The organism is Taylorella equigenitalis ATCC 35865, from assembly GCF_000276685.1.
In the GTDB taxonomy this organism is placed as follows: Bacteria; Pseudomonadota; Gammaproteobacteria; order Burkholderiales; family Burkholderiaceae_B; genus Taylorella; species Taylorella equigenitalis.
In genome coordinates this window covers 549,836-574,670 of the sequence record NC_018108.1, presented here as the reverse complement: position 1 = coordinate 574,670, position 24,835 = coordinate 549,836, and the positions used below count along the sequence as shown (strand labels likewise).

Sequence of the window (24,835 nt, the reverse complement as noted above, 5' to 3'; positions counted from 1 at the left end):
ACACCCTCATTTAGGTGCTTCTAATGGATACTCAAAAAACTGTTTATAGAGAAGATTACAAACCATACCCATATAACGTACAGAATGTCAGTTTATATTTTGATTTAGATCCTGATAGCACTACGGTTATTAACTCAATGCAGATTAAATTAAAAGATGACATTACTAATGTCATCCCTCTCGAACTGAATGGAGTTGGGTTGGATTTAAAGTCAGTAAAAATTAATCATATTGAGACAGATCAGTACACATATGCGGATGATCTCTTAATAATCACACCTCCAAGTAGAGAATTTTCTGTTGAGATTACAAGTCATTGCCACCCCAAAACAAATTCTTCATTAATGGGACTTTATATCTCTGGAGATAGCTTTTTTACACAATGTGAAGCTGAAGGTTTCAGAAAAATCACCTTCTTCCCAGATCGTCCAGATGTTATGACGGAATTTAGAGTAACGATTGATGCTCCAGTAGATAAGTACCCTTTTACATTGTCAAACGGAAATCTTATTGAATCTATTGATTTGCCAGAAGGAAAACATAGAGTTATTTGGCATGACCCGTTTTTAAAACCTTGCTATTTATTTGCATTAGTAGGGGGCAAGTTTGACTTATTAGAAGAGCGAATTAAAACCAAATCTGGCCGTGAAGTTTTGCTACAAATTTATAGTGATATAGGAAGCAAGAAAAACACGGAATGGGCGATGGAAAGCCTAATAAACGCTATCAGATGGGATGAAGAGCGTTTTGGACTTGAACTCGATTTAAGTAGATTTATGATTGTTGCCGCTCGTGACTTTAATATGGGTGCTATGGAAAACAAAGGGCTTAATATATTTAATGCTATGTATGTTTTAGCCTCCCCTGAAACTGCTACTGATGCTAACTATCAAGGTATAGAAGGGGTTATCGGACACGAGTATTTCCATAATTGGACAGGTAATCGCGTAACTTGCAGAGATTGGTTCCAACTTAGCCTTAAAGAGGGTCTTACTGTTTTCCGAGATCAGGAATTTTCTGCTGACATGATGGCTAAAGGTCTTAGCGAAACAGAGGCTAGTAGTGCCCGTGCAGTTAATAGAATTCAAGATGTTATAAATCTACGTGCTATGCAGTTCCCTGAAGATGAAGGCCCTATGGCACACCCTATACGCCCACAATCTTACCAAGAGATTGCAAACTTTTACACTGCCACTGTTTATGAAAAAGGTGCTGAAGTTATACGCATGCAACACACATTATTGGGTGAGGAGGACTTCCAAGCTGGTATGCGTGAATATTTTGCCCGCCATGATGGAAATGCGGTCACTTGCGACGATTTTGTAAGTGCTATGGAATCTATATATTCACTGAAAAACCCTGGACGAAATCTTAACATTTTTAGAAGGTGGTACTCACAGGCAGGCACCCCAACAGTAAATGTAGAAATCGATTATTCGCCAGAGACTAAATCATGTCAGGTCAAACTGTCACAGTCTTGCCCAAATGTAGGTGTTGAAAAACTGAATCCAAACTTTAAAAAATTACCATTTCACATTCCATTTAAGATTAGCTTTATTAATGAATTTGGAATCCCTATTAAAGTAGAACCAGTTAATCTAAATTACAGCACATCTCTCATAGAGTACGAACCCCATAGCTATATTCTAGATTTACATGATGAAGTACAGACATGGTCATTTATTAACGTTACTTCTAAACCAATCCCTTCGCTTCTAAGAGATTTTTCAGCTCCAGTTAAAGTTAAATACAACTATACAAAAGATGAATTAATAACCTTAGCAACAAAGGATGCGAATCCATTTGTTCGTTGGGAGTCTACTCAAACCTTAGCGATAAATGAAATTCTTTCATTGGCAACTCAACCTGAAAAAGAAGTTGATGATGATGTTATAAGAGTTTGGCAATTAAATATATCTGATACAGATCTTAGCGATGCATACAAATCATTGCTATTGCAAATTCCAGGGCTGAAATTGCTTTCACAAATGCAAAGCCCTATAAATCCACAAAAACTAGTAAAAGCTTCGAAAAAATTCTTTAAAGAATTAGCCGTAAAACTAGAAAGTTTATTTTTCGCTTTATATTCAAAACTAAACGAAAATACTACTTATACTCTTGATGCAAAAAATTATGGAATTAGATCTTTAAAAAACACCTGCTTGAATTATCTTCTTTGCCTAGATTCAAACAAATACTTGCACCTAGCAGATAATCAATATCTAAATTCCAATAATATGACTGACAGATATGCTGCACTTTCAGGATTGGTGAAATTTCATCCAGAGCATGAATTAACTAAATCATTCCTAAACCACTTCTATCATCAATTTGAAGACGATCAGTTAGTAATTGATAAGTGGTTTGCACTTCAAGCCACTCATGCCACAAGTATGGATGCTATAAATAAATTGATTTCACATCCACAATTCAATTTATCTAACCCTAACCGTGCCCGTTCACTAATTTTCCAATTCAGCATGAACAATATGGAATTATTTCACAGCGAAGATGGTCTTGGATACGAATTCTTCACTAAATATTTGCTTGAAATAGATTCTAAGAATCCAGAAGTTGCAGCTCGATACGCAAGAATTATGGATAACTGGTCTAAATACGACGAGCCAAATAGAACATTTATGAAATCTCAATTAGATAAAATTTCAGCTGAAGGGAAACTCTCTCCTAATGTAAGAGAAATCATCTCCAAAGCTTCATCTATTAATTAATATTATGAAAACTAGGAAAACACTTTTTCAATATCTGGTTGAGCAACAACGCAATGAAAGCAAGCTTGCACCTGAGGTAAGACTAATAATTGAATCCGTAGCCAGAGCATGCAGAACCATTGCCAACCTAACTGGTAAGGGCGATCTTAATAATGTTTTAGGTTCGACAGATAACGAAAATATTCAGGGAGAAGTTCAGAAAAAGCTTGATGTTATCTCAAACGATGTTCTTTTAGAGGCCAATGTTTGGGGAGGACATTTGCTAGCAATGGCTTCTGAAGAGATGGAGGATATTCATAAAATTCCTGAAAAATATCCTAAGGGTGAATATTTGTTACTTTTTGATCCGCTCGATGGGTCATCTAATATTGACGTTAATATTTCAATAGGCACAATATTCTCAATTGTCAAAGCAGATGAGAAAAAACTCGCATCTGACCCAATTACTAAGGACATATTCTTTAACACTGGACGAAGACAAGTTGCAGCTGGCTATGCTCTATATGGACCTCAAACTCAACTTGTCTTCACTGTTGGCAATGGGGTTGTAGCCTTCACACTTGATACTGAATTGGGTAGCTGGATACTTACTAAAGAGAATATTCAAATTCCAACAGATACCAAAGAATTTGCTATCAACATGTCCAATATGAGGCATTGGGACACACCTGTTCAAAACTATATAAATGATTGCTTAGCAGGAACAACTGGCCCAAGAGGCAAGGATTTTAATATGCGTTGGGTTGCTTCTATGGTCGCTGAAGTACATAGAATTCTCCAACGTGGTGGCATCTTTATGTATCCATGGGATAAGCGTGAACCTTCAAAACCAGGAAAGTTAAGATTATTGTATGAAGCTAACCCCATGTCTCTAATCATCGAGCAAGCAGGGGGACAAGCTGTCGATACAGTTAATCCTATATTAGATATAAAGCCCACTGAGCTACATCAAAGAATTAGTGTTGTTTTGGGTTCCTATAACGAAGTCGAAACATTTAAGTCCTATTTCAATTAAATAAAAACCCCAAAAAATTGGGGTTTTTTACTAATAAACTAAGACTTATATATGCACTATAACTAGTGACCCAATCTACTAGTGCTCCATCATCTACGGCCACCAAGTAAAGACCCGAGTACACCACGGATTAATCGACTAGTCATACGTGAAGCCTCATTTTTAACTGCCCTTTGAATAATGCCGTCCCTATGCCCTCCGCGAGGTCCTGTACTTCCAATCATAAAGTCTTTAAAAATACCAACTACACCAGAACTTCCACCCGCCGAATTTGCTTCTTGCTGTGCCACTTCATTAGCCATAGTCGCCCTTTTTTGTAGCACTTCAAATGCAGATTCACGATCCACAACTTTTTCATACTTACCGTAAACATGAGATGAATTTTTAAGCTGATTACGTTCAAGATCTGTAATAGGACCTATGCGTGAATCTGGAGCAACCATCCAAGCACGCTCTGTAACAGAAGGAGCACCTTTTTCATCTAGTAATGACACCAATGCCTCACCCACTCCCAGTTCAGTTATTGCTTGTTCTATATTAATTTTTGGATTTGGTCGCATAGTTTCAGCTGTAGTGCGGACCGCCTTTTGATCACGAGGAGTGTACGCCCTTAATGCATGCTGAACACGATTACCCAATTGACCTAATACAGCTTCAGGAATATCTAGAGGATTTTGAGTAACAAAATATACGCCTATGCCTTTTGAACGACTTAATCTAACTATTAATTCAATCTTATCTAGAAGTGCATCGGGTGCATCCTCAAATACCAAATGAGCCTCATCAAAGAAAAACACAAATTTAGGTTTTTCTAAATCTCCTACTTCTGGCAATGCTTCATATATCTCAGCTAGCAACCAAAGCAAAAACACACCATACAATTTCGGTGATCGCATAAGTTTATCTGCTGCAAGAATATTAACCATACCATTTCCGTTATGGTCAACTCTCATTAAATCAAATATATCTAACATGGGCTCGCCAAAGAAATTATCCGCACCCTGTTGCTCTAATTCAAGAAGCTTTCTTTGAATGGCTCCAACCGTTGCAGGTGTCACATTTCCGTAGGTTTCTTGAATTTCGGCCCTTCGATCAGAAACGTACTGTAGCATGGCACGTAAATCTTTCATATCCAATATAAGCTGACCCTCATCATCGGCTAATTTAAATATAAGACTTAATACTCCTGCCTGAGTATCATTAAGATCTAAAATTCTAGAGAGCAATAAAGGTCCCATATCACTTATGGTAGCTCGGATTGGATGCCCCTGTACTCCAAATAAATCCCATAAAGTTACTGGACAAGCACTAAAATCGGGGGTAGGAAGACCATACTTTTGTAGACGCTCCATAAGCTTTGGACTAGCTACACCAGGTTGAGAAATACCCGTTAAGTCTCCTTTAACGTCTGCCATAAAAACTGGGACGCCAATTTTAGAAAATGCTTGAGCCAAAACTTGAAGGGTAACAGTTTTACCAGTACCAGTTGCTCCAGTTATACAACCATGCCTATTAGCCAGTTTGGGCAACATATAAACGAAATTTTCACTACCTTTTGCTACTAAAATCGGTTCTGCCATATATCCCTCAGTTACTAGAATTAATCTAGCTAATTATAAATTAACCTATAGTCTTGTTAAAATTAGTCTTTTTAAATTTAAGAATAGAGAATTTTTATGGCTGGACATAGTAAGTGGGCTAATATTCAACATCGCAAGGGTCGTCAGGATGCCAAACGTGGCAAAATTTGGACAAAAATAATTCGAGAAATTCAAGTTGCAGCTAGAGCTGGAGGTGCTGACCCAGATGCAAACCCTTCTTTACGTTTAGCATGGGATAAAGCCACTGCCGCTAACATGCCTAAAGACAATATTATGCGAGCTATTCAACGAGGTGCAGGTGGTGCAGATGGTGAAAATTACGAAAAAATTCGATATGAAGGCTATGGACCTGCAGGTGCTGCTGTTATTGTTGAATGTATGACTGATAACCGCACAAGAACTGTATCAGATGTTCGCCACGCACTTACTAAACATGGAGGGAATCTTGGCCAAGACGGAAGTGTGGCCTTTATGTTTAAGCATTGTGGTCAATTTCTTTTTGCTCCAGGTAGCGATGAATCACAAATAATGGAAATTGGTTTAGAAGCAGGTGCAGACGATGTAGTGACCGATGACGAAGGTCTTATTGAAGTAACATGCGAACCGAGTGACTACATGTCAGTGAAAAAAGCCTTCACCGATGCAGGTCTAACACCTGAAGTTGATGGCATCATAATGAAACCTCTAAACGAAACAGTTCTTGAGGGAGATGATGCTATAAAAATGCAAAAAATTCTCGATCAATTAGAAAGTTTAGATGATGTACAGGAAGTACACACCACTGCTATATTTGATGAGGCGGATTAATGAAAATATTAGTTATAGGCTCTGGAGGTCGAGAGCACGCTATTGCTTGGAGATTATCGAAATCCCCAAAAGTATCTAAGGTTTACGTAGCACCTGGTAATGGAGGTATTGCTAAAGAACCTAAATTGGAAAACATTGCCATAACAGAAATTGAAGATCTCATTAATTTTGCTAATGACAGCCAAATTCAATTTACTGTAGTAGGTCCTGAAGCACCACTAGCTCAGGGAGTTGTTGATTCTTTCCGTTCCAAAGGTTTGAAAATTTTTGGTCCAACTAAGGCAGCTGCTCAGCTTGAAAGTTCAAAGGATTTCGCTAAGCAGTTTATGACTCGCCATAATATTCCTACAGCTTCATTTAAAACGTTTACAGACCCCCAAGAAGCTCATAAATACTTAAACTCAAAAACCGCTCCCATAGTGATTAAAGCTGATGGTTTAGCTGCGGGTAAGGGTGTGGTTGTAGCTTCGGACATAGAGACTGCTCATTCTACAGTTGATGATTTTCTATCCGATGCCTTAATGGGCAAAGCTGGATCTCGCATTGTGATTGAAGATTTTCTAAAAGGTGAAGAAGCTAGTTTTATTGTTATGGTTGATGGCAATAACATCCTTCCTCTTGCAAGTAGCCAAGATCACAAACGCCTATTAGATGCGGACAAAGGTCCAAACACTGGTGGTATGGGAGCTTACTCCCCAGCCCCAATAGTTTCCGATGTTATACACAATCGGGTTATGAATGAGATTATCAGACCAACTATAGATGGCTTGAAAGCTGATGGCATTAAGTACACAGGATTTCTTTATGCTGGTCTTATGATTGATGATGGACCAGATGAAACCCGCCCTATTAATGTACTTGAATTTAATTGTCGCATGGGAGATCCTGAGACTCAACCAATCATGATGCGTATTAAATCCGATTTCGTGGATGTTGTTGAGGCCGCTATTGAATCTAAATTAGACCAGGTATCTATAGATTGGGATGTGAAATCCGCACTAGGTGTTGTTATCGCTGCCGAAGGCTATCCTACAAACCCTAAAAAAAATACTGTGATAAATGGGGATTTAAGTTCCTCGGAAGATTGTGCTGTATTTCATGCGGGAACCAAACTTTCTGATACTGGTGAATTAGTGACCAATGGTGGTCGTGTATTATGTGTTTGTGCTTTGGGTTCAGGCTTAGAATCTGCTAGAGATATTGCCTATCAAAAAATTAACTCATTGAATTTCGATGGTATGCAATATCGCAGTGATATAGGCTGGAGAGCTTTAAAAGGTAATTAATGCATATTGCTTTATTTGGCGGTAGTTTTAACCCATTTCATAATGCCCATCTTTCCTTAGCACTTAGTGCTTTGGAATATGATTCCATTGAACAAGTACAACTGATTCCCGCAAAAAAACCTTGGCAGAAGCAATCGCAAATTTTAGAGGCTGGTCATAGGATAGCTATGATCCGATTATCCATAAAAGGACATCCAAAGATATGCTTAAATACTACTGAACTTTCAAGAGATGGACTCACATACACTATTGATACAGTAGAAGCATTGCCACCAGAACATAATTATTATTGGATTATGGGCAGTGATCAGCTTCAGAATTTTACGACTTGGCATAGATGGAATGATATTTTGAAATATGTTGACCTCTTAGTCGCACATAGACCTAAATACTCCTTGATTGTGCCTAAGGAGCTTGAGGAGGAGCTGAAAAATAAGGGTAAGAAAGTACATATTCTTCCTATGGATGAGCAAAACCTATCATCTACTCAAATTAGAGAAAAAATTAAAAATTCTGAATCAATTGATGGGTTGGTACATCCAGAGGTTATAAAATACATAAACACCCACAATCTCTATAAAGAATGAATATTCAAAAACTTCAAAGAATTGTAGTTGACGCCCTTGAAGACGTTAAAGCTCAAAACATAAAAATTTTTAATACCAGCCACCTGACTAGCTTATTTGACCGCGTTATTATTGCCAGCGGATCTTCTAATCGTCAAACTAGATCGCTTGCTAAAAGCGTGTCGGATGCTGTTAGGGAGCATGATATTGAGATTATTGCTCTTGAGGGTGAAGAAAGTGGTGAATGGGTTTTGCTAGATATAGGTGATATTGTTGTCCACTGTATGCAACCTCATATACGTGCTTATTATGATTTGGAATCAGTCTGGGGCGGTCGTCCAGTTCGTATGAAACTACTTCCACAATCCACCTTAGAAGCACCTCCTTCTCATTCATACGATCCAGACGTGGATTAGATGAAGCTAAAAATAATTGCCGTCGGTCAAAAAATGCCCTCTTGGGTTGATGATGCCTATTCTGAATATGCAAAGCGTTTGCCACCCGAAATACAAATTACACTTCACGAAGTAAAACCAGAACCACGAACATTAGGTAAAACACCAGCTCAGATGATGAGTGCTGAGGCTAAAAGAATCGAATCTGCAATTGCTAGTAATTCACATGTAGTTTCATTAGATGAGCACGGAAAGAATGTGACTACGGTTGATTTATCTGAAATGCTAAGAAAGTGGATGATTGAAAAACCTGAGGTATCAATTATTATCGGCGGTCCTGACGGATTGGATTCAGAGTTTAAAAAATCTTCAAATGAACAAATTAGATTGTCGTCTTTGACATTGCCACACCCCATGGTACGTGTACTTCTAATAGAACAGATATATAGAGCTTGGAGCATTCTTAATAATCATCCCTATCACAGAGCTTAGCATGACCGAAGAAATCTCTTTATCGCCTATCTCAAATGACATTCCTACAATTTATCTTGCTTCTGAAAGCCCACGAAGACATCAACTTTTAAATCAAATAGGTATACGTCATGAAATCCTCCGAGTACCAAAGCCTGAAGGTGAAGATGAGCCACAATTTCAGGATGAAGCTCCCGAGGATTATGTAGTTCGGACAGCTCAGGATAAGTCGGATTTAGCTTGGCAATATGTAGATAACAATGCGGTCTTAACCCGCCCCATATTAACTGCAGATACCTGCGTTATGCTGGATGGGGCCGTATTAGGTAAGCCCAATGATGAAAATCATGCTTCTCAAATGCTTTTAAAACTTTCAGGTCGTATGCATGAGGTTCATACCGCAGTTGTGCTAAATGTACGTGGACAAAAATCTCTTACAGTATCTAAAACAAAAGTTTATTTTAGAAAACTTAGTATGCGAGATGTATCCGCCTATATCACTAGTGGCGAGCCCTTCGGAAAAGCTGGAGCATACGGCATACAGGGCATGGCCGCTATTTTTATAGAAAAAATTGAAGGAAGTTATACTGGGGTTGTGGGGCTTCCAGTTTATGAAACCTATCAACTTCTAACGAATTTAAAGTTTTCGAGATAATTCTCTAGGAAGTGGAAATGATACATTTTCCTCTATACCCGCAACTTTCCGTACAGAAATCGCACCCAACTCACGCAAACGATTTATAACATTTTGTACTAGTACTTCTGGAGCAGAGGCTCCCGCAGTTATACCTATGGATGATTTGCCCTCTATCCATGCAGGGTTAATCATATCAGGATTATCTATTAAGTAAGATGGGCACTTTAACCTTTCAGCTAGTTCACGTAGACGATTAGAATTTGAACTATTTACACTACCGACCACAAAAAACACATCACACTGAGGGGCTATAATTTTGACTGCATCTTGACGGTTTTGAGTTGCATAACAAATATCAGCCTTTTTAGGGGCAACAATATTTGGAAATTTATCGTGCAATGCTTTAGTAATTAATGCTGTATCGTCTACCGATAAAGTAGTTTGAGTTACATATGCCAGATTATCTGGATCGGGAACTTCTAAGTTTTGTACGTCCTCCACTGTTTCTACTAAGTACATATTTCCTCGAGCTTGACCCAAAGTACCCTCTACTTCTGGATGTCCTTTATGGCCAATCATTATTATTGACCGTCCTGCTTCGTGCATTTTTTTTACTTCTATATGTACTTTAGTTACTAAAGGACAGGTAGCATCAAAAACTCTTAAACCTCTTGCTTCTGCATCCCTTCTAACATTTAAAGACACCCCATGAGCAGAAAAAATAACTATAGACCCTTCAGGTACTTCATCCAACTCGTCTACAAATATTGCACCTTTTGCACGAAGTGATTGAACAACAAATCGATTATGAACGATTTCATGACGTACATATATCGGGGCACCATGTAGCTCTAATGCTCGTTCCACAATATCAATCGCACGATCTACACCTGCACAAAACCCGCGTGGCTCAGATAGTAATATTTCTGCATGTTGGTTTTCTTGCATTACATAATTCCAATTATTTTTACTTCTACCTTTAAGTCTCTTCCTGCAAAGGGGTGATTAAAATCGATAATAACTTTATCACCTTCACGTCCTTTAAATAGTCCAGAATATTTTGCTCCATTTGGAGCTACAAACTCCACTCTGTCGTTAATTTCAAAAATAGGAATATCTTCTGATCCATTAATAACTGCATCTTCTGATATAGTTTGTACTAATTCAGGGTTTCTCTTACCGAAAGCCTCGGAAGCACTTAGTTCATAATTAACTAAGTCGCCTTCTTTATGCCCTATAAGAGGGGCCTCCATTGTTTCTGCCCATTGACCAGATCCCATAAATAAAGTTGCAGGAGAACCACTGAATGTATTGATAAACTCCTCACCTGCACCAGCTCCTGAGTTCAGAGTGATTTTATAGTGCAAGGTTAAGTAAGAATCAGCATGGACAGTTTTGTCATCCTCACTAGTCATAAATAATTTTTTCCAGCAAAATTCAATTTTAAGTTCTCTATTTTAATCATATGCCGATATTAAATTCAGATATACCTACTGAAAAACCTAGAGAAAGACTAATAAAGCATGGAGCAAATGTTTTGACAACTGCGGAGCTTTTAGCCTTAATTCTTAGAAGTGGACCTAAGGGGGAGCCTGTTATAGAATTTAGTCAAAATTTGTTAAAAAAATTTGGTGGTTTACGACAATTGCTAAACGCTCAAAGTGAAGATCTTCATGCAGTTCATGGATTAGGCTTAGCAAAAGTAACCCAACTTTTAGCACTAAATGAAATCGCTATAAGAACCCTAGAAGAACCTCTTAAAGAATACCCGATCCTCCAACAGGCAAGCACAGTTAAGAGATATTGCATACATGCTATAGGAAACAAATCAGAGGAAAATTGTCTATTACTATACTTAAATTATTCCTTTAAATTAACTCACTCCGAAATTTTAATAAAAGGAACTATTGATCACGCACCAATTTACCCTAGAGAAATAGTCAAATCTGCACTTAGACATCACGCAGCTTATATTGTTATGGCACACAACCATCCGTCAGGTCGAAGCGAACCGAGTAAAGCTGACATAGAAATAACTAAAAAACTCAAAAGGGCTTTAGAGTTAGTAAATGTTAAATTAATAGATCACATAGTATGCACAAGAGTGGAAGCAACATCTATGGCAGAATTAGGCCTTATCGACAATTAACATCTGCTATTTGAATTTTGATTTTGTTAAAAAATTGATACAAAAAGTTGAGTAAATGTGAATTAATTCCAATTTCTCATAGGATTAGAAATTTTAGTTGTTAAAATAATCGATTACTTTGGATACGTGTTTTAAATATATTTAACTCGGCGACCCCTACTATAAGGATTAATTATGAAAGAAGGCATTCACCCAGACTATAAAGAAGTTGTTTTTCAGGATATGCAATCAGGAAAACAATTCATTACTCGCTCAACTTTAAATTCTCGAGAAACTATTGAAATCGACGGTAAAACTTACCCTTTGTTTAAGTGTGATGTAACTTCAGAGTCACACCCATTCTACACTGGTGCTCAAACTCGTATCGTTGAAACTGGACGCGTTGAGAAATTCCGTGCACGTTTTGCACGTACTCAGGGAACTATTAAAAAATAATTCTCTTCAAAATCTAATACTAAAATATTAGGCAAACACATCACTTAGTTTTGGGTTTGCCTTTTTTATTATGTATTCACTTAGAAAAACTCCAGCAAGATTGGCCAGTCCCGCGGCTTCGAAACTCCCAAGAAGAATCCTATTTTGGGTCATGTTTGCTTTTATATTTGCTGGTCTCTTTGGTCGTGACCCATGGAAAACAGAGGATGCAGCTGGTTTTGCAAGCATGCTTACTCTAGTAAATCAATTTGATTTTAATTTTTCTAATTGGATTACAACCCACATATCCGATATAAACTTTTATGGAGAAGGTCCTTTAAATTCAATAATCGGAGCCATATCGATTTCAATCTTCTCCCCACTTTTGGAACTTACCCTAAGCCCATTAGATGCACAAATTAATGCAGCACGCATACCAAACGTCGCATACTATTTTTTATTTTTATGGGGTATATGGTATGGAACCTATTTGCTCGGCAGAAGAAAAGAAGCTCAACCACTTCCACTTTCATTTGGTGGCGAACCCAAACCTAAAGACTATGGCAGAATGCTCGCAGACGTTGCATTTTTCTTTGGTATAGCAACTGTCGGCATAATTATACGAATGCATGAGACAAGCTACTACCCTCTTCTTATGGCATTGCACTCCATAGCATTCTATGGCTTTGTTAGAATCATCGACAACAAAATCCAAGGACTTATCGCTCTAAGCCTATCATTTATAGGTTCTCTAGCTGCTATCGGTTTAATAGGAGCATTGCCACTAATAGTTGTAGGTTTACTCCTTTTAACTCTACCTGCCTATGACACTAAAACAAAGATTACATTAAGTTTTGTATTTTTAATTACACTTGCGTGCTTTGCAGGTTGGGCATTTTATGTAAGTTCTCAAGACCCTATATGGTTTGAAGGATGGCTTAAGCATAATTTTAAAATTCTATCTGGATCCGAACTTAATACTATCCTAATTAAAATTCGCGACCTTAGCTGGTACTTATGGCCCAGCTGGCCTTTTGCCCTGATTGCTATATATAAGTGGCGTCGCTGGATATTAGAATTTCATATACTAATCCCATTTTTATTCTACCTAGTTAATCTTTTAATTATTTTCTTTGTTAGCCCTGCGTACGACTTATATTACGGCCCTATCCTATTTGGCAATGCAGTCCTCGCCGCCATGAGCATACCCACTTTAAAACGCAATGCCATCAATATTTTGGACTGGTTTAGCATAATGACTGTATCCATAGCATTGATTTCAGTTTGGTTTGGCTGGATGGCAATGCAAACTGGCTGGCCCCATAAGATACATTTCAATATTATGCGATTAGTTAATGGTTATGAAGTTACTATCGATTGGCTTTCCGTTTTTGCTGGAATTGTAGTTTCGGCATTATGGATAATGTTGGTTAACTGGCGAATTCGTAAACAACCACGAGGGCTATGGAGAGGGCTTATTGTAACCGCAGCAGGGTTGACCTGCGTTTGGTTTTTACTATCCCTTTTATGGTTACCTCTAATCAATTATGGAAGGTCATATCGTTCAACTGGTGAGGAATTAAACAGAGCAGTTAAAGGGTTAGTGCCACCAAATAGTTGTGTTAACCCAATTGATTTAGGGCTAGGTCAACTTGCTGTTTTTAATATTTTTTCTAATTTAAAATTTAGCAATAATGAGTGTGATTTTGCTATGATACAAGCCAACACTCATACTAATCACGTTAATAAAATTCAAGCTCTTATAGATGACTCTCAAATTCTTTGGCAGGGTCACAGAGCCAGCGAAAGGCACGGGGAATATTTTATATTCCTAAAAAAATAGGTTCACATGTCCACATATAGCAACGCCATTTTTAAGAAATTGATATCTATGACTTGGCCGATTCTTATCGGTCAACTTGCAGGAATTTCTTATGCCGTATTGGACACTATGATGATTGGTAACTATAGTGCCGTTGGTCTACAAGCTATGAGTTTAGGGTCTGCAATCTTTGTGACCATAAGCATAAGTTTAATGGGTGTGATACATGCGATTATTCCAATTATTGCCCAACTTATCGGAGCCAGAAAAAATGCAGAGGTCGGGATTTTTTGGGGTCAGGGGACTTGGCTTGCTTTCATATTGTCGCTCTTAGTTGGGCTACTTATGCTATTTCCCGATATGTGGCTATCGATTTCGGGAGAAGTCTCACAAGTCGTTAGAGATGAAATTACTATATATTTACGTATATGTTATTTAGCATTGCCAGCTATGATGATGTATAGGGCTGTATATGCCATCTGTACTTCATCACAAAATCCACGACACATAATGTATATCAGTATAGTTGGCACACTCTCAAAGGCTTTACTAAATTGGATTTTAATATTTGGAAAATTAGGATTACCAGCTTTAGGAAGTGCAGGTGCTGGGCTTTCGACACTTATAGTAAGTTGGATTACATATACGGTAGGGCTTTTTATCATCTTCAAAAACCCTGTGTACGATAAATTTTTACTTCATCTAGGGCGACCCAAATTTAAGCCTATAAAGCAAATTTTAAATCTGGGTATCCCTATGGGTGGGTCTTACTTTGTTGAGATAAGCATTTTCTCTTTTATGGCTTTATTTGTAGCAAGAGAAGGTATTTACGTTTCTGGTGCCCATCAAATACTTACAAGTTTCGTTTCAGTAATGTATATGATTCCGCAATCCATAAGCATATGTACTTCTGCACTAGCTGCACAAGCTATAGGTGCTAGAAAGTACATTCTTTCCCACAACACTGTAAAAATGGGTACTTACCTTGTATTAGCAGGTTATGCAATATTGGCATTGACTGTTATTTTATTTAAAGTTCCTCTTGTAGATTTATACACAAACAATACAGACGTTGCTCATATAACCTTAATAATGATTTCGATTATTCCGTTTTTCCACTTAGCGGACGCATTGCAATGTTATGTACCATACATCTTAAGAGCTCACAAAATTGCTACAGTCCCTTTTGTAACGCAGTCGATTATCTTACTCGGAATAGGCTTGGCTGGAGGATACTATTTTGGATTTGGTGCGGGACGAGGAAACATAAAATTCCTAACTGAATTCATAGTCCCAAATGCACCGATTGGTATTGCATCTATGTGGACTATGATTACAATCTCTTTATATATATGTACAGCAATTCTGGGGACTTGGTATTATTTTGTTATAAAAGAACTAATTCCTAAATCACGCAAAAACAATATGCCTTTTTACTACAAAAAAGACCTATTCAAACGTAAAAAGCCATAATTTTCAATCACTTAATTGAGATTGCACCTAATTTATACTAAAATTATCGTTTCCTTTATAAATTTTTTAAACATAGAGGATTTTAATTTTTTACATAAGGTTGATCTGAGCCAAAAATACAGATCTTTAACATAATGAGGTAATTAATCATGGCTAAAGTATGCCAAGTAACCGGCAAGCGCCCAATGTCCGGAAATAACGTGTCTCATGCACACAATAAAACAAAAAGACGTTTTCTTCCAAATCTTCAAACTCACAGATTTTGGGTTGAAAGCGAGAACCGCTGGGTTCGCCTTCGCATCTCTTCTGCTGCATTACGCACTATCGATAAAAAAGGCATTGATGCTGTTCTTGCAGATATGCGCAAAAACGGTCAATCAGTTTAATAGCTTAGGAGAGTATCATGGCTAAAGGAATTCGTGAAAAAATCAAACTTGAGTCAACTGCTGGCACAGGTCACTTCTATACCACTACAAAAAACAAAAAAGGTGCTACTGAAAAAATGGTTATTAAAAAATATGACCCTAAAGCACGCAAGCACGTAGATTACAAAGAAACTAAACTTAAATAATTATATTTACTCCTTTATAAAATTTCGCCCTTCATATAGAAGGGCGTTTTTTTGTTAGCTTATTCAGTTTCACTTAGAATCTCTGCTATTTTTTTAGCTTGTGAAATTAAATAACGATTATTTTTTTGAAGTCGCTTTTGATCCGATGGTTTTACTACATTAGGCTCTCCAGAATTAGATACCATCAGTAAGTCCATACGTCTAAATCTTGAATTTATTGCTGACAATGCTTTGGAAATTTTCCGACGTTCTGCTTTTGAAAGAACGTCATAAATCCCATGACCAGTTCTACGTCCAAACCTTTGCCCAAATAAAATATCCAAAAAGCTGTTATAAGCTGTACGATCCATATCATCAATCTTTACGATATTTTTATTAATATAGCTTGCAAGCCCATTTCTAATTGCATTCAAATTTTTCTTAGGCTCTATATTTCTTGGATCATTTTTTAGCTTATTCAAAAAAGCCGCCCTATAAATCCCCTTCTGACCGATTATATTTGCTGTCCATGCATCGGTAATTTTTGATAAATTAGCTTTTATTTCTTTGGCAATGTTTAACGCATCCTCTCTTTGTTTCAAAAAATCATTGCCCTTGATTAATTTTTCTAATTTATGAAAATCCTCATATATGGAATTTTTTGGGTTGCCATACTGCTCGAAAACCCAGCCAGAATCTGCATCAATGGGTCCCTCCATATTTTCAAAAATAGCCGTGAGACTAAATGCATCATAAGCCGTATCAAATGAAGATCGAACGGTTTCTATATCATCTATTTGTGCACTCGTAATTGCGTACTCTAAATCTGCGACAGCATTAAGACTATTGTCGTAATAACGAAATGCAGTATTTGCGTAATTTGACAAAACTTTTTCTGGAGTTACTTCTCCAAAGCTATTGATCAGTTGCTTTAAATGATTATGACCTGGTCCAGTATGAACTTGAGCTGCATTTTGTGCCTCTATGGTGTTCAAATTACCCGACACCATAGGCTGAGCAAAGACCGAACCAGAGAGAGTTAAAAACAATAAATATTTTGGTTTAAACATAAACTATATTGCTTTTGTTTTCCTATTAAGCCATTCTAAAGCATCCCCCGAAAGATGCTTAGATAAACGTTCTTGTACAATTTTGTGATATTCATTTAACCATACAACCTCCTGCTCATCCAGAAGATCTCTTACTACGCAAGAAGTTTCTATTGGGCAAAGTGTGAGTGTTTCAAACTTAAGTGTCTCAACAAATTCCGTTTTTTGAGATGGAATATTTGCTATTAAATTTTCTATCCTAACACCCCATTTCCCTGGTCTATATACACCAGGTTCATTTGATGTAATCATACCTGCGTACAATTCAGTGTAGGGCTGTTTATAAGCTCTGTGAGCAATAACTTGAGGACCTTCATGCACATTTAGAAAATAACCTACACCATGACCTGTACCATGACCATAATCCAGCCCTGCTTTCCAAAGAGGTGCTCGTGCAATAGTATCAAGCAAAGGTGATGGGTAGGCAACAGGAAACTCTGCCAAAGCCAATTGAATATGTGCTTTTAGAACGTAAGTGTAATCACTACATTGATCTGCACTTACCTCACCAACTGGAATCACACGAGTAATGTCCGTAGTGCCTCCTAAATATTGAGCTCCAGAATCAATTAGAAGAAATCCATTCCCCTTAATTTCAGAATACGACTCTTCAGTAGCCCTATAGTGAGGCATAGCTCCGTTGGCGTTAAAACCCGCAATTGTCGCAAAACTAGGGCTAACATAGCCTTTTCGTTTTGACCTAAATTCTATAAGTTTTTCATCTATAGTAAGCTCAGTTATGTTTTCCTTTTTTATAGCTTTTTCAAACCAAGAAAAGAATTCACATAACGCAGCTCCATCCTGCTCCATAGCCTCTCTGACAAACTGAATTTCCTTGTCTGATTTTCGAGATTTCATAAGTCGAGATGGATTGATAAGTTCTGCTACTTCACCTTTAAAACTAGAAATCGACCCATAGGCAACCCTATCAGGATCAACTAATAATTTTGATATATTTTGTTTAGATAAAAATGATTTAAGTTCAGCGTAATCTTTAATTTCTACACCAAATTTTTCCAAATATTTTTTAATATCATCAGAAATTTTTCGACAATCTACAAATAAAATTGAAGTCTTATTTGTGATAGCTAGATGAGAAAGAAAAACTGGATTGTATGAGACATCATTGCCACGGAGATTTAAAATCCAAGCCACATCGTCCAAGGATGAAATTAAGTGCAAATCCCCGTCACTTAGTTTTAACTTTTCGCGAACGAGTTTTAATTTTTGGCTTGCATCTAATTCATAAAATTCACTTGAATGTTCAAAAATTTGCTGGGTTGGCAATGCCTCCCTATCACTCCATAAGGGCTCTATTAAATCATCTTCAAATTTAAACGTAAAATTCGCATGGCTTAATTCAGATAAATAATTTTTGTAAGCTCTAATTGAAACCATATCTGGATTAAACCCAACCACTCCACCGCTTTGTAAATTTTGAAGTAAATACTCTGAAATTGTGGGAACATCCACATCTCCAGCCTTCATAAGTTCAATCCCCGAACCTTGAAGTTGATTTTTGGCTTGCTCCCAATAACGACTATCAACCCATAAACCAGAAAATTCTTGGGTAACTAAAACTGTACCAACCGACCCCGTAAATCCACTAAGCCAAACTCGCTGCTGCCAATAATTAGGGAGGTATTCAGATAAATGTGGATCTGCAGAATGAACAATCCAAATATCAATATTGTTATCTTTCATTGACTTACGCAATGCTGATAAACGCTCTTTAGGTAGATTCATGGATATTTCCGATATAAAAACTAATTTATTATTATAGTTAAGAGTAATTTTTGTAAAATCAAAAGTTTATAAATTTTCACAAATTTCAAGAGGTTTTGGATGTCTGATAGAGAGTCTATGGAATATGACGTTGTGATTGTAGGTGCGGGTCCTGCAGGTTTAGCAACTGGGATACGTCTAAAGCAGATCAATCCTGACATTTCTGTCTGTATTCTTGAAAAAGGTTCGGAAGTTGGTGCACATATTATATCGGGTGCCATTATGGACCCTATAGCTATAAATGAGCTATTTCCAAATTGGCGTGAACTAAATGCCCCCTTAAAAGTTGAAGTAAAAGAAGATGAATTTTTGTTTTTAACAGAAACTAAATCTCATAAAGTTCCCAACTTTTTACTACCTTCCTGTTTTAGAAACGAAGGAAATTATATAGTCAGACTAGGAGATGTAGTCAGATGGATGGGTCAGCAAGCAGAAACTCTTGGAGTTGAAATTTTTCCTGGTTTTGCTGCTACAGAGGTAGTTTTTCACGATGATGGATCAGTCAAAGGCGTGGCTACAGGTGATATGGGGCTTAACTCTGATGGCACACCATCTTCTAGCTATCAGCCTGGAATGGAGCTTCATGCTAAATACACTATATTTGCGGAAGGTTCTAGAGGTCAATTAGGGCGTGAGTTGATATCAAAATTCCAACTTGATCAGTCCTCAGATCCTCAAACTTATAACATAGGCTTTAAGGAACTTTGGGAGGTCAAACCAGAAAATTCTAAAACAGGTCTTGTAATTCATACAGCTGGATGGCCTATGCCCTCAGACACTTATGGAGGTTCATTTCTATATCACTTAGATAATAATTTGATAGCGGTTGGTTTTGCAATTGGATTGAATTATTCCAACCCATGGATGTCACCTTTTGAAGAGTTCCAAAGATTTAAAACTCACCCAGACATTCGCAAAATACTTGAAGGTGGTAAAAGATTATCCTATGGTGCACGTGCTATTACAGCTGGTGGTTTATTAAGCTTGCCTAAATTTGTATTTCCAGGTGGTGCATTAGTAGGTTGTGAGGCAGGATTTTTGAATGCATCACGTATTAAGGGTAGTCATGCAGCTATTAAAACTGGGATGATGGTGGCGGAGGCCATTGCCACCCAAATAGGAAATGCTGAATCAAAAGTTTTAGAAGACTATGAAAGAAATTTCAAGGATTCTTGGCTTTATAAAGAGTTAAATCAAGCTCGTAATTTCAAGCAATGGTTTAAGAAAGGACTTGTGACAGCGACTATTATGACTGGTATAGAGCAGAAGTTTTTGAAAAATATGATTCCATGGACTCTGCATAATAAAAAGACTGACCACGAATCACTTCGCCCAGCAAGTGAAATGCAGAAAATTAATTATCCTAAACCAGATGGTGTTATTAGTTTTGACAGATTGAGTTCGGTTTTCTTATCAAATACAAATCATGAGGAAAATCAGCCTTGTCATTTAAAACTTAAGGATGATTCGGTTCCTGTAGAAATTAATCTAAAAAAATATGCAGGTCCCGAACAAAGATACTGTCCAGCTGCAGTGTATGAATTTTTAGAAGTTGATGGGAGTCAGAAACTTAGAATCAATGCACAGAATTGCATACATTGCAAAACCTGTGATATTAAGGACCCTACTCAAAATATAGTTTGGACTGCACCTCAAGGTGGTGAGGGACCTGTTTATAATGGTATGTAATCATGTTAAATGTCTACCTGTTGGGTTGGGTCATTAAAGTAAACTATTAAATTGTTAAATATTTCTGTAAAACCCTTGTAAATGAAGTGTAATTATTTTAAAATCTATAGAAATATTTATGTAATATCCCAGACTATAATCAACCCAAGATGAATCCGCCTAAGTCATTGAATTCTATTGTTATTTCTAGTTTGAGAGGGATAGGTCAAAGTTTAATTTACAAAAATTTATGTTGTTTTTTAAGCGTAGGACTTATAACCTTATCTGCTCATTCTCAAACTATAGGTCAGTTAGATAAATCGCTAGATTTATCAAATTCAGATGAAATTTCTGACATTATCTCAAAAGTATCCCTTCCTTTATCAGATTCAGAACCTTCTACATTAGCATCAGCACCAGAGGATACAGTCGCACCTGCTCAAGATTTAGAAAGCTCTAAAGAGGTTGCAGAAGTCCTTAATCCTGATCCTATTCAAAGCCTTATTGAGCATGAGGATCTTTCAGATATACAGGTGGATTTGAAGTCAGAACCATTGCCAGCAGTGGCTACTGCGAAATCAAGCAAACTAGTGCAGGGAGCTTTAAACTTCATAGGAGTTAAGTATAGATACGGCGGTACCACTCCTAGTGGATTTGATTGCTCTGGATTAATCTATTACACAGCGGATAAGTATATGGGTATTAAGCTTCCGCGTATCGCCTCAAACATGGCTAAAGTTGGTACTAAGGTTTCTCGTGAGAGTCTTAAACCTGGCGATTTAGTATTTTTTAATACTCGCGGTCGTCGTAATTCTCATGTAGGCATCTATGTCGGGGATAATAAATTCCTACATGCCCCACGAACCGGAGCTAAGGTAAGGATAGAAAATATATCGACTTACTGGTCAAAGCGTTTTAACGGAGCTAGAAGGCTTAACTAATATAAACTATTTGGATAAATATAAGGCACTTTTAACAGTGCCTTAATTTTTGTTATATATCATCTTAAGGCTTGGCTCTTCTTTTATGAAAACTTTAAGTCTGCTATCTCTTTCTTGAAATTCAAATCCCACGAGAGACCACACAACTACCACACCAACCATAAGCATAAGAAAATTATTAAGTGCTTTCATACCTTTACCCTTCTAGGACAGCGCTCACATACATGCGGACATTGTTCAAGTGCAGTTTGAAGGCTACACACCGAGCGCTTACATGCGACAATAGGAATATTTTGTTTCTCAGCTACGTTTCTAAAAGATCGCATTACATTATGACCTAAGAAATCAGTCAATAAAACTAAAATATCTGTACCTGATGGCAATGACAATGCTTTCTTTTGGTGTGCTGGATCACGACCTGTGATATGCTTATTAATCTTTATATTGTGTGCCTTTAGAATATCTGGTAACTTGCCTAATCTATCGGCTCCCACTACCACAGCATTCATTTGTGTTGCAACTTCCATAAAACCTCATAAATGATAATAATTCTCATTTACATAATTCTAATTTAGAATGATTCTCATTTCAACCGAAATTTGAAATTTGTAAAAATATAATTATTTTGTATAATTTCATTTTTAAACAATCGTTTGTTTTACTATTTTAAATTCCCCTTATGAGCGAAGATAAGCTAAGTAAAGCCATATTAACTAGAAGGCAAATTCTAAATGCCGCTGAAAAACTTATAGTAGAAAAAGGTTATGAGAGTGCCTCTATGCGAGATATTACGCAATTAGCTGGCGTTAACCTTGCATCTGTTAATTACCACTTTGGCAGTAAGGACGCTTTGATTGCAGCTGTACTTAAAAGAAGGCTGGGAGCAATTAATAAAGAAAGGCTAGAAAAGCTAGATGCATTAGAAGCTAGAGCAGCTGGTAAACCAGTAAGACCTTCTCAATTAATATATGCCTTTTTTGGAAGTCTCGTAGCACATGCTGGTGAGGATGACCATGACGGCAATATTTATTTAAAAATACTGGAACAGACGATGTTAAGTCCTAGTGATTTTGTAACCACAGTGGTCGCACAAGAGAATGCTTTGGTATTTGAAAGGTATAGACAAGCATTTTTCAAAGCCATGCCAGATGTGCCAGAAGAAGAAATTCTTTGGAGATTCCAATTTATGTTGGGAGCTACTTCTTATGCGATTTCAGGTATTCAAGCCCTACTGGAACATACAGAAAATTTACATGCCACTAGTACCAAACTTAGCGATAAAAGGCTTAAAAAGCGATTACTAAGTTTTCTTTTAGGTGGATTGTATGCCCCTTTGCCTAAATTCAGAGATTCAAATCAAGATTAAAAAAGATTTTCGTGCAGTAGTTCAATAATTTTTTTCTTTTCCACTCCAGGTGCACACATCCGGATAAACTCAAACACATAATCTCTAGCAAATACACCCTTACGTAATCCTATCTTTGATATGTGATGTCCAAAAAGATGCCCTACTGGAATTCCAATAAGCCCCCTATCTCGCCTTGGGTCATATGCCATACCTGCAATAATACCCAAACCCAAACCAACATCAACATATGTTTTTATAACGTCGGCATCTATTGCCTCTAAGACTATATTGCTTTCTATGCCTGCTTTTTCAAAGGCCGCATCAATAGATGGCCTACCAGTGAACTGTATTGAATAAGTTATAAGCGGATACTTTGAAATATCTTCCAAAGATAATTCTTTAATTTGTGAAGATGTGAGTTCAGCCAACTCATGATCCTCTCTCATAACTAAAAAGTGCTGCCAGTCATAACAGGGAAAAATCACAACCCCAGGCACTTGTGCAAGTGTTTCTGTAGCAAAGGCAACATCTAACTCATCATTAAGTAACATGTTTGCTAATTGTGGTGGGCTACTTTCAATTAACGAAACTTGTACGCCAGGATATCTTTTTTTAAAGTCTAAAATAATTTCAGGTAGAAAATACCTCGCTTGAGTATGCGTACAGCCTATAACTAATACACCTTCATCATGACTCACATACTCATTGCTTAATCTCTTAATATTTTCAACTTCAAGAATAAGCCTTCTAATAACGGATACGACTGCTTTTCCTGGTTTAGTTAACCCTCTAAGTCTTTTTCCATTTCGTTCAAATATCTGAAATCCCAATTCCTCTTCTAACTCAATAATTGACTTAGAAATACCAGGCTGAGAAGTATGAAGTTTCTTAGCGGCATCTGTTAAATTAAAGTTATTATTTACAGTTTCAAGTACGTATCTAAATTGCTGAATATTCATTGTGTTTTTTAGGTTTTCTAATTCTTAATTTATACCAAAACAGAAACACGGCTAAAGCACTAAATAACCCGTTAACGAGCACAAACCCAGTCCATAGACCTATCTGCTCAGCGGCTACCCAACCACGCATGACATTAAGTAAATTCATATAAAGCATACCAACTAAAGCTGCCATAAATATATCAGCTGATTTACCCATACGAGGATTAACTGATCCTAATGGAATCCCCAATAAAGCCAAATTTAAAGCAGCTAGTGGCAATGACAATCTCCACAAAATCTGAGAATCACTTCGAGAATTGTTATCTTTAATTAGTTGAGTAAAAGGTCGTGCCTTAATTTTTTCTAATGCCCTGGTCCTAATCTGCTCTTCCGTGTATGAATTTTTCTGATTTATATTCATGGTTACAGAACTAAATTTAGAAGCTCTAAATTCTGGTGTGCCAATTCTAATGTCATATCTAGTTCCAGAGCCTAATTCTATATATCTTTCGCCAGTTTCAAAATTAGTCTTAAAGTCCCCATAGTCTGCATTAAGTATACTAATCCACTCTTCTGTAACTTCTCTAGCAAAAATTTTTCCGAATTCGTGATTATTATTTTCCGATGGCTCTATAAAGAAAACTCGAGCTCCTGCATCAGTTTCTAAAAACTGACCCTGCACTATTTTAGAAAAATCAGATCTCTGAGCATATCTTTGGCGATACTCTTCAATTTGCAAATAGGCCCATGGTGATGTGACTATAGTTAGGATGGCTATAACTACACTTACTGGAATAGCTATTCTAAGTACTGGTTTAATCCAATCTACAAGGGATACTCCAGTTGTAAACCATACGTACATCTCCTGCTCCCGGTAATTTCTAGAAACCGTAGTTATGATAGAAATAAACAAAGACACTATTAAGATAATAGGCAACGCTGTAATACTAGAGAAAGCCGAAATACCCAACACCAAATCGGGACCTATGATACCTGAAGCAGCTTGAGCTAACAGTCTAGCTAAAAGAACACTAAGCCAAACTATCAAAAGCGTAGAAAATACTACCCCTGCATTATTTAGTATTTCGGAAACAACTGAGCGTTTAAATAGAATCATGCAAAGATATA

At 37.1% G+C, this 24,835-nt stretch carries 26 protein-coding genes; 17 read left to right on the top strand and 9 right to left on the bottom strand.

Features of this window, described 5'->3' with window-relative positions; translation table 11 throughout:
* Window positions 1-23 precede the first annotated feature (23 nt).
* Both pepN and KUI_RS02650 read left to right on the top strand, forming a co-directional pair.
* Window positions 24-2,729: an aminopeptidase N gene (pepN, locus tag KUI_RS02655; protein WP_013522297.1), complete on the top strand. Its 2,706-nt coding sequence runs from the start codon at window positions 24-26 to the stop codon at window positions 2,727-2,729.
* Between the two features lie 4 nt (window positions 2,730-2,733).
* Window positions 2,734-3,744: a class 1 fructose-bisphosphatase gene (locus KUI_RS02650; RefSeq protein WP_013522296.1), complete on the top strand. Its 1,011-nt coding sequence runs from the start codon at window positions 2,734-2,736 to the stop codon at window positions 3,742-3,744.
* Between the two features lie 89 nt (window positions 3,745-3,833).
* Here KUI_RS02650 and KUI_RS02645 read toward each other — a convergent pair whose 3' ends face one another.
* A complete protein-coding gene (locus KUI_RS02645; RefSeq protein ID WP_014840244.1) occupies window positions 3,834-5,324 on the bottom strand; it encodes a helicase HerA-like C-terminal domain-containing protein in 1,491 nt (496 codons plus the stop codon).
* Window positions 5,325-5,420: 96 nt separating this feature from the next.
* Here KUI_RS02645 and KUI_RS02640 point away from each other — a divergent pair, with 96 nt between their 5' ends.
* From KUI_RS02640 to KUI_RS02615, 6 genes are read left to right on the top strand one after another with little or no spacing between them, the layout of a single operon-like run.
* The gene (locus KUI_RS02640) at window positions 5,421-6,152 is read left to right on the top strand and encodes a YebC/PmpR family DNA-binding transcriptional regulator (RefSeq protein ID WP_013522293.1); all 732 of its coding nucleotides are present in this window, start codon (window positions 5,421-5,423) and stop codon (window positions 6,150-6,152) included.
* Window positions 6,152-7,438, top strand: a complete 1,287-nt coding sequence (gene purD, locus KUI_RS02635) for a phosphoribosylamine--glycine ligase (protein WP_013522292.1) — start codon at window positions 6,152-6,154, stop codon at window positions 7,436-7,438. Before KUI_RS02640 ends, purD begins: the two co-directional genes overlap by 1 nt.
* Complete coding sequence (gene nadD / locus KUI_RS02630; RefSeq protein ID WP_014840243.1) at window positions 7,438-8,025, top strand: nicotinate (nicotinamide) nucleotide adenylyltransferase; 588 nt, start codon at window positions 7,438-7,440, stop codon at window positions 8,023-8,025. The genes purD and nadD overlap by 1 nt, the downstream gene beginning before the upstream one ends.
* A complete protein-coding gene (gene rsfS, locus KUI_RS02625; RefSeq protein ID WP_014840242.1) occupies window positions 8,022-8,420 on the top strand; it encodes a ribosome silencing factor in 399 nt (132 codons plus the stop codon). Before nadD ends, rsfS begins: the two co-directional genes overlap by 4 nt.
* Window positions 8,421-8,891 carry a 23S rRNA (pseudouridine(1915)-N(3))-methyltransferase RlmH gene (gene rlmH, locus KUI_RS02620; RefSeq protein WP_013522289.1) on the top strand — a complete coding sequence of 157 codons (471 nt, stop codon included), beginning with the start codon at window positions 8,421-8,423 and terminating at the stop codon, window positions 8,889-8,891.
* 1 nt (window position 8,892) lies between these two features.
* Window positions 8,893-9,525, top strand: coding sequence for a Maf family protein (locus tag KUI_RS02615; RefSeq protein ID WP_014840241.1), 633 nt, complete (start codon window positions 8,893-8,895; stop codon window positions 9,523-9,525).
* Here KUI_RS02615 and ispH read toward each other — a convergent pair.
* Together ispH and KUI_RS02605 are read right to left on the bottom strand one after the other, a co-directional pair.
* A complete protein-coding gene (ispH, locus tag KUI_RS02610; RefSeq protein ID WP_014840240.1) occupies window positions 9,508-10,455 on the bottom strand; it encodes a 4-hydroxy-3-methylbut-2-enyl diphosphate reductase in 948 nt (315 codons plus the stop codon). The genes KUI_RS02615 and ispH overlap by 18 nt on opposite strands.
* Window positions 10,455-10,922: an FKBP-type peptidyl-prolyl cis-trans isomerase gene (locus KUI_RS02605; RefSeq protein WP_013522286.1), complete on the bottom strand. Its 468-nt coding sequence runs from the start codon at window positions 10,920-10,922 to the stop codon at window positions 10,455-10,457. Before KUI_RS02605 ends, ispH begins: the two co-directional genes overlap by 1 nt.
* A 50-nt stretch (window positions 10,923-10,972) precedes the next feature.
* On the opposite strand from KUI_RS02605, the gene radC reads away from it, so the two are divergent.
* The 6 genes from radC (at window position 10,973) to rpmG (ending at window position 15,936) form a co-directional block, all read left to right on the top strand.
* A complete protein-coding gene (gene radC, locus KUI_RS02600; RefSeq protein ID WP_014840239.1) occupies window positions 10,973-11,656 on the top strand; it encodes a RadC family protein in 684 nt (227 codons plus the stop codon).
* Between the two features lie 174 nt (window positions 11,657-11,830).
* Window positions 11,831-12,091 carry a type B 50S ribosomal protein L31 gene (locus KUI_RS02595; RefSeq protein WP_013522284.1) on the top strand — a complete coding sequence of 87 codons (261 nt, stop codon included), beginning with the start codon at window positions 11,831-11,833 and terminating at the stop codon, window positions 12,089-12,091.
* A 151-nt stretch (window positions 12,092-12,242) separates the two neighbouring features.
* Window positions 12,243-13,913 carry a hypothetical protein gene (locus KUI_RS02590; protein ID WP_225972005.1) on the top strand — a complete coding sequence of 557 codons (1,671 nt, stop codon included), beginning with the start codon at window positions 12,243-12,245 and terminating at the stop codon, window positions 13,911-13,913.
* 6 nt (window positions 13,914-13,919) lie between these two features.
* Window positions 13,920-15,365, top strand: a complete 1,446-nt coding sequence (locus KUI_RS02585) for an MATE family efflux transporter (protein ID WP_015555164.1) — start codon at window positions 13,920-13,922, stop codon at window positions 15,363-15,365.
* A 149-nt stretch (window positions 15,366-15,514) separates the two neighbouring features.
* Window positions 15,515-15,751, top strand: coding sequence for a 50S ribosomal protein L28 (rpmB, locus tag KUI_RS02580; RefSeq protein ID WP_014840236.1), 237 nt, complete (start codon window positions 15,515-15,517; stop codon window positions 15,749-15,751).
* A gap of 17 nt (window positions 15,752-15,768) precedes the next feature.
* Window positions 15,769-15,936, top strand: a complete 168-nt coding sequence (gene rpmG / locus KUI_RS02575) for a 50S ribosomal protein L33 (RefSeq protein ID WP_013522280.1) — start codon at window positions 15,769-15,771, stop codon at window positions 15,934-15,936.
* Window positions 15,937-15,995: 59 nt separating this feature from the next.
* On the opposite strand, the gene KUI_RS02570 is transcribed toward rpmG, so the two are convergent.
* Both KUI_RS02570 and KUI_RS02565 read right to left on the bottom strand, forming a co-directional pair.
* The gene (locus KUI_RS02570) at window positions 15,996-16,985 is read right to left on the bottom strand and encodes a hypothetical protein (RefSeq protein ID WP_013522279.1); all 990 of its coding nucleotides are present in this window, start codon (window positions 16,983-16,985) and stop codon (window positions 15,996-15,998) included.
* Window positions 16,986-16,988: 3 nt separating this feature from the next.
* Complete coding sequence (locus tag KUI_RS02565; RefSeq protein ID WP_014840235.1) at window positions 16,989-18,770, bottom strand: aminopeptidase P family protein; 1,782 nt, start codon at window positions 18,768-18,770, stop codon at window positions 16,989-16,991.
* Window positions 18,771-18,869: 99 nt separating this feature from the next.
* Here KUI_RS02565 and KUI_RS02560 point away from each other — a divergent pair, with 99 nt between their 5' ends.
* Window positions 18,870-20,498, top strand: a complete 1,629-nt coding sequence (locus KUI_RS02560; protein WP_014840234.1) for an electron transfer flavoprotein-ubiquinone oxidoreductase — start codon at window positions 18,870-18,872, stop codon at window positions 20,496-20,498.
* Window positions 20,499-20,647: 149 nt separating this feature from the next.
* Window positions 20,648-21,418: a C40 family peptidase gene (locus KUI_RS02555; RefSeq protein ID WP_013522276.1), complete on the top strand. Its 771-nt coding sequence runs from the start codon at window positions 20,648-20,650 to the stop codon at window positions 21,416-21,418.
* A gap of 42 nt (window positions 21,419-21,460) precedes the next feature.
* Here KUI_RS02555 and KUI_RS08285 read toward each other — a convergent pair whose 3' ends face one another.
* Entirely contained in the window at window positions 21,461-21,610 is a 150-nt protein-coding gene (locus tag KUI_RS08285; RefSeq protein WP_013522275.1) for a hypothetical protein, read from the bottom strand.
* A complete protein-coding gene (locus KUI_RS02545) occupies window positions 21,607-21,945 on the bottom strand; it encodes a DUF2325 domain-containing protein (RefSeq protein ID WP_013522274.1) in 339 nt (112 codons plus the stop codon). Before KUI_RS02545 ends, KUI_RS08285 begins: the two co-directional genes overlap by 4 nt.
* 152 nt (window positions 21,946-22,097) lie before the next feature.
* Here KUI_RS02545 and KUI_RS02540 point away from each other — a divergent pair, with 152 nt between their 5' ends.
* Window positions 22,098-22,784 carry a TetR/AcrR family transcriptional regulator gene (locus KUI_RS02540; RefSeq protein ID WP_013522273.1) on the top strand — a complete coding sequence of 229 codons (687 nt, stop codon included), beginning with the start codon at window positions 22,098-22,100 and terminating at the stop codon, window positions 22,782-22,784.
* Here the strand turns inward: KUI_RS02540 and KUI_RS02535 are convergent.
* Together KUI_RS02535 and lptF are read right to left on the bottom strand one after the other, a co-directional pair.
* The gene (locus KUI_RS02535; protein WP_013522272.1) at window positions 22,781-23,725 is read right to left on the bottom strand and encodes a CysB family HTH-type transcriptional regulator; all 945 of its coding nucleotides are present in this window, start codon (window positions 23,723-23,725) and stop codon (window positions 22,781-22,783) included. The two genes, KUI_RS02540 and KUI_RS02535, sit on opposite strands and share 4 nt — an antisense overlap.
* The gene (lptF, locus tag KUI_RS02530; protein ID WP_013522271.1) at window positions 23,706-24,824 is read right to left on the bottom strand and encodes an LPS export ABC transporter permease LptF; all 1,119 of its coding nucleotides are present in this window, start codon (window positions 24,822-24,824) and stop codon (window positions 23,706-23,708) included. Before lptF ends, KUI_RS02535 begins: the two co-directional genes overlap by 20 nt.
* Window positions 24,825-24,835 lie beyond the last annotated feature (11 nt).

Excerpts from the sequence above, each read along its gene's own strand:
- pepN (WP_013522297.1), top strand. The coding sequence starts at position 24 with ATGGATACTCAAAAAACTGTTTATAGAGAAGATTACAAACCATACCCA.
- KUI_RS02650 (WP_013522296.1), top strand. The coding sequence starts at position 2,734 with ATGAAAACTAGGAAAACACTTTTTCAATATCTGGTTGAGCAACAACGC.
- KUI_RS02645 (WP_014840244.1), bottom strand. The coding sequence starts at position 5,324 with ATGGCAGAACCGATTTTAGTAGCAAAAGGTAGTGAAAATTTCGTTTAT.
- KUI_RS02640 (WP_013522293.1), top strand. The coding sequence starts at position 5,421 with ATGGCTGGACATAGTAAGTGGGCTAATATTCAACATCGCAAGGGTCGT.
- purD (WP_013522292.1), top strand. The coding sequence starts at position 6,152 with ATGAAAATATTAGTTATAGGCTCTGGAGGTCGAGAGCACGCTATTGCT.
- nadD (WP_014840243.1), top strand. The coding sequence starts at position 7,438 with ATGCATATTGCTTTATTTGGCGGTAGTTTTAACCCATTTCATAATGCC.
- rsfS (WP_014840242.1), top strand. The coding sequence starts at position 8,022 with ATGAATATTCAAAAACTTCAAAGAATTGTAGTTGACGCCCTTGAAGAC.
- rlmH (WP_013522289.1), top strand. The coding sequence starts at position 8,421 with ATGAAGCTAAAAATAATTGCCGTCGGTCAAAAAATGCCCTCTTGGGTT.
- KUI_RS02615 (WP_014840241.1), top strand. The coding sequence starts at position 8,893 with ATGACCGAAGAAATCTCTTTATCGCCTATCTCAAATGACATTCCTACA.
- ispH (WP_014840240.1), bottom strand. The coding sequence starts at position 10,455 with ATGCAAGAAAACCAACATGCAGAAATATTACTATCTGAGCCACGCGGG.
- KUI_RS02605 (WP_013522286.1), bottom strand. The coding sequence starts at position 10,922 with ATGACTAGTGAGGATGACAAAACTGTCCATGCTGATTCTTACTTAACC.
- radC (WP_014840239.1), top strand. The coding sequence starts at position 10,973 with ATGCCGATATTAAATTCAGATATACCTACTGAAAAACCTAGAGAAAGA.
- KUI_RS02595 (WP_013522284.1), top strand. The coding sequence starts at position 11,831 with ATGAAAGAAGGCATTCACCCAGACTATAAAGAAGTTGTTTTTCAGGAT.
- KUI_RS02590 (WP_225972005.1), top strand. The coding sequence starts at position 12,243 with ATGTTTGCTTTTATATTTGCTGGTCTCTTTGGTCGTGACCCATGGAAA.
- KUI_RS02585 (WP_015555164.1), top strand. The coding sequence starts at position 13,920 with ATGTCCACATATAGCAACGCCATTTTTAAGAAATTGATATCTATGACT.
- rpmB (WP_014840236.1), top strand. The coding sequence starts at position 15,515 with ATGGCTAAAGTATGCCAAGTAACCGGCAAGCGCCCAATGTCCGGAAAT.
- rpmG (WP_013522280.1), top strand. The coding sequence starts at position 15,769 with ATGGCTAAAGGAATTCGTGAAAAAATCAAACTTGAGTCAACTGCTGGC.
- KUI_RS02570 (WP_013522279.1), bottom strand. The coding sequence starts at position 16,985 with ATGTTTAAACCAAAATATTTATTGTTTTTAACTCTCTCTGGTTCGGTC.
- KUI_RS02565 (WP_014840235.1), bottom strand. The coding sequence starts at position 18,770 with ATGAATCTACCTAAAGAGCGTTTATCAGCATTGCGTAAGTCAATGAAA.
- KUI_RS02560 (WP_014840234.1), top strand. The coding sequence starts at position 18,870 with ATGTCTGATAGAGAGTCTATGGAATATGACGTTGTGATTGTAGGTGCG.
- KUI_RS02555 (WP_013522276.1), top strand. The coding sequence starts at position 20,648 with ATGAATCCGCCTAAGTCATTGAATTCTATTGTTATTTCTAGTTTGAGA.
- KUI_RS08285 (WP_013522275.1), bottom strand. The coding sequence starts at position 21,610 with ATGAAAGCACTTAATAATTTTCTTATGCTTATGGTTGGTGTGGTAGTT.
- KUI_RS02545 (WP_013522274.1), bottom strand. The coding sequence starts at position 21,945 with ATGGAAGTTGCAACACAAATGAATGCTGTGGTAGTGGGAGCCGATAGA.
- KUI_RS02540 (WP_013522273.1), top strand. The coding sequence starts at position 22,098 with ATGAGCGAAGATAAGCTAAGTAAAGCCATATTAACTAGAAGGCAAATT.
- KUI_RS02535 (WP_013522272.1), bottom strand. The coding sequence starts at position 23,725 with ATGAATATTCAGCAATTTAGATACGTACTTGAAACTGTAAATAATAAC.
- lptF (WP_013522271.1), bottom strand. The coding sequence starts at position 24,824 with ATGATTCTATTTAAACGCTCAGTTGTTTCCGAAATACTAAATAATGCA.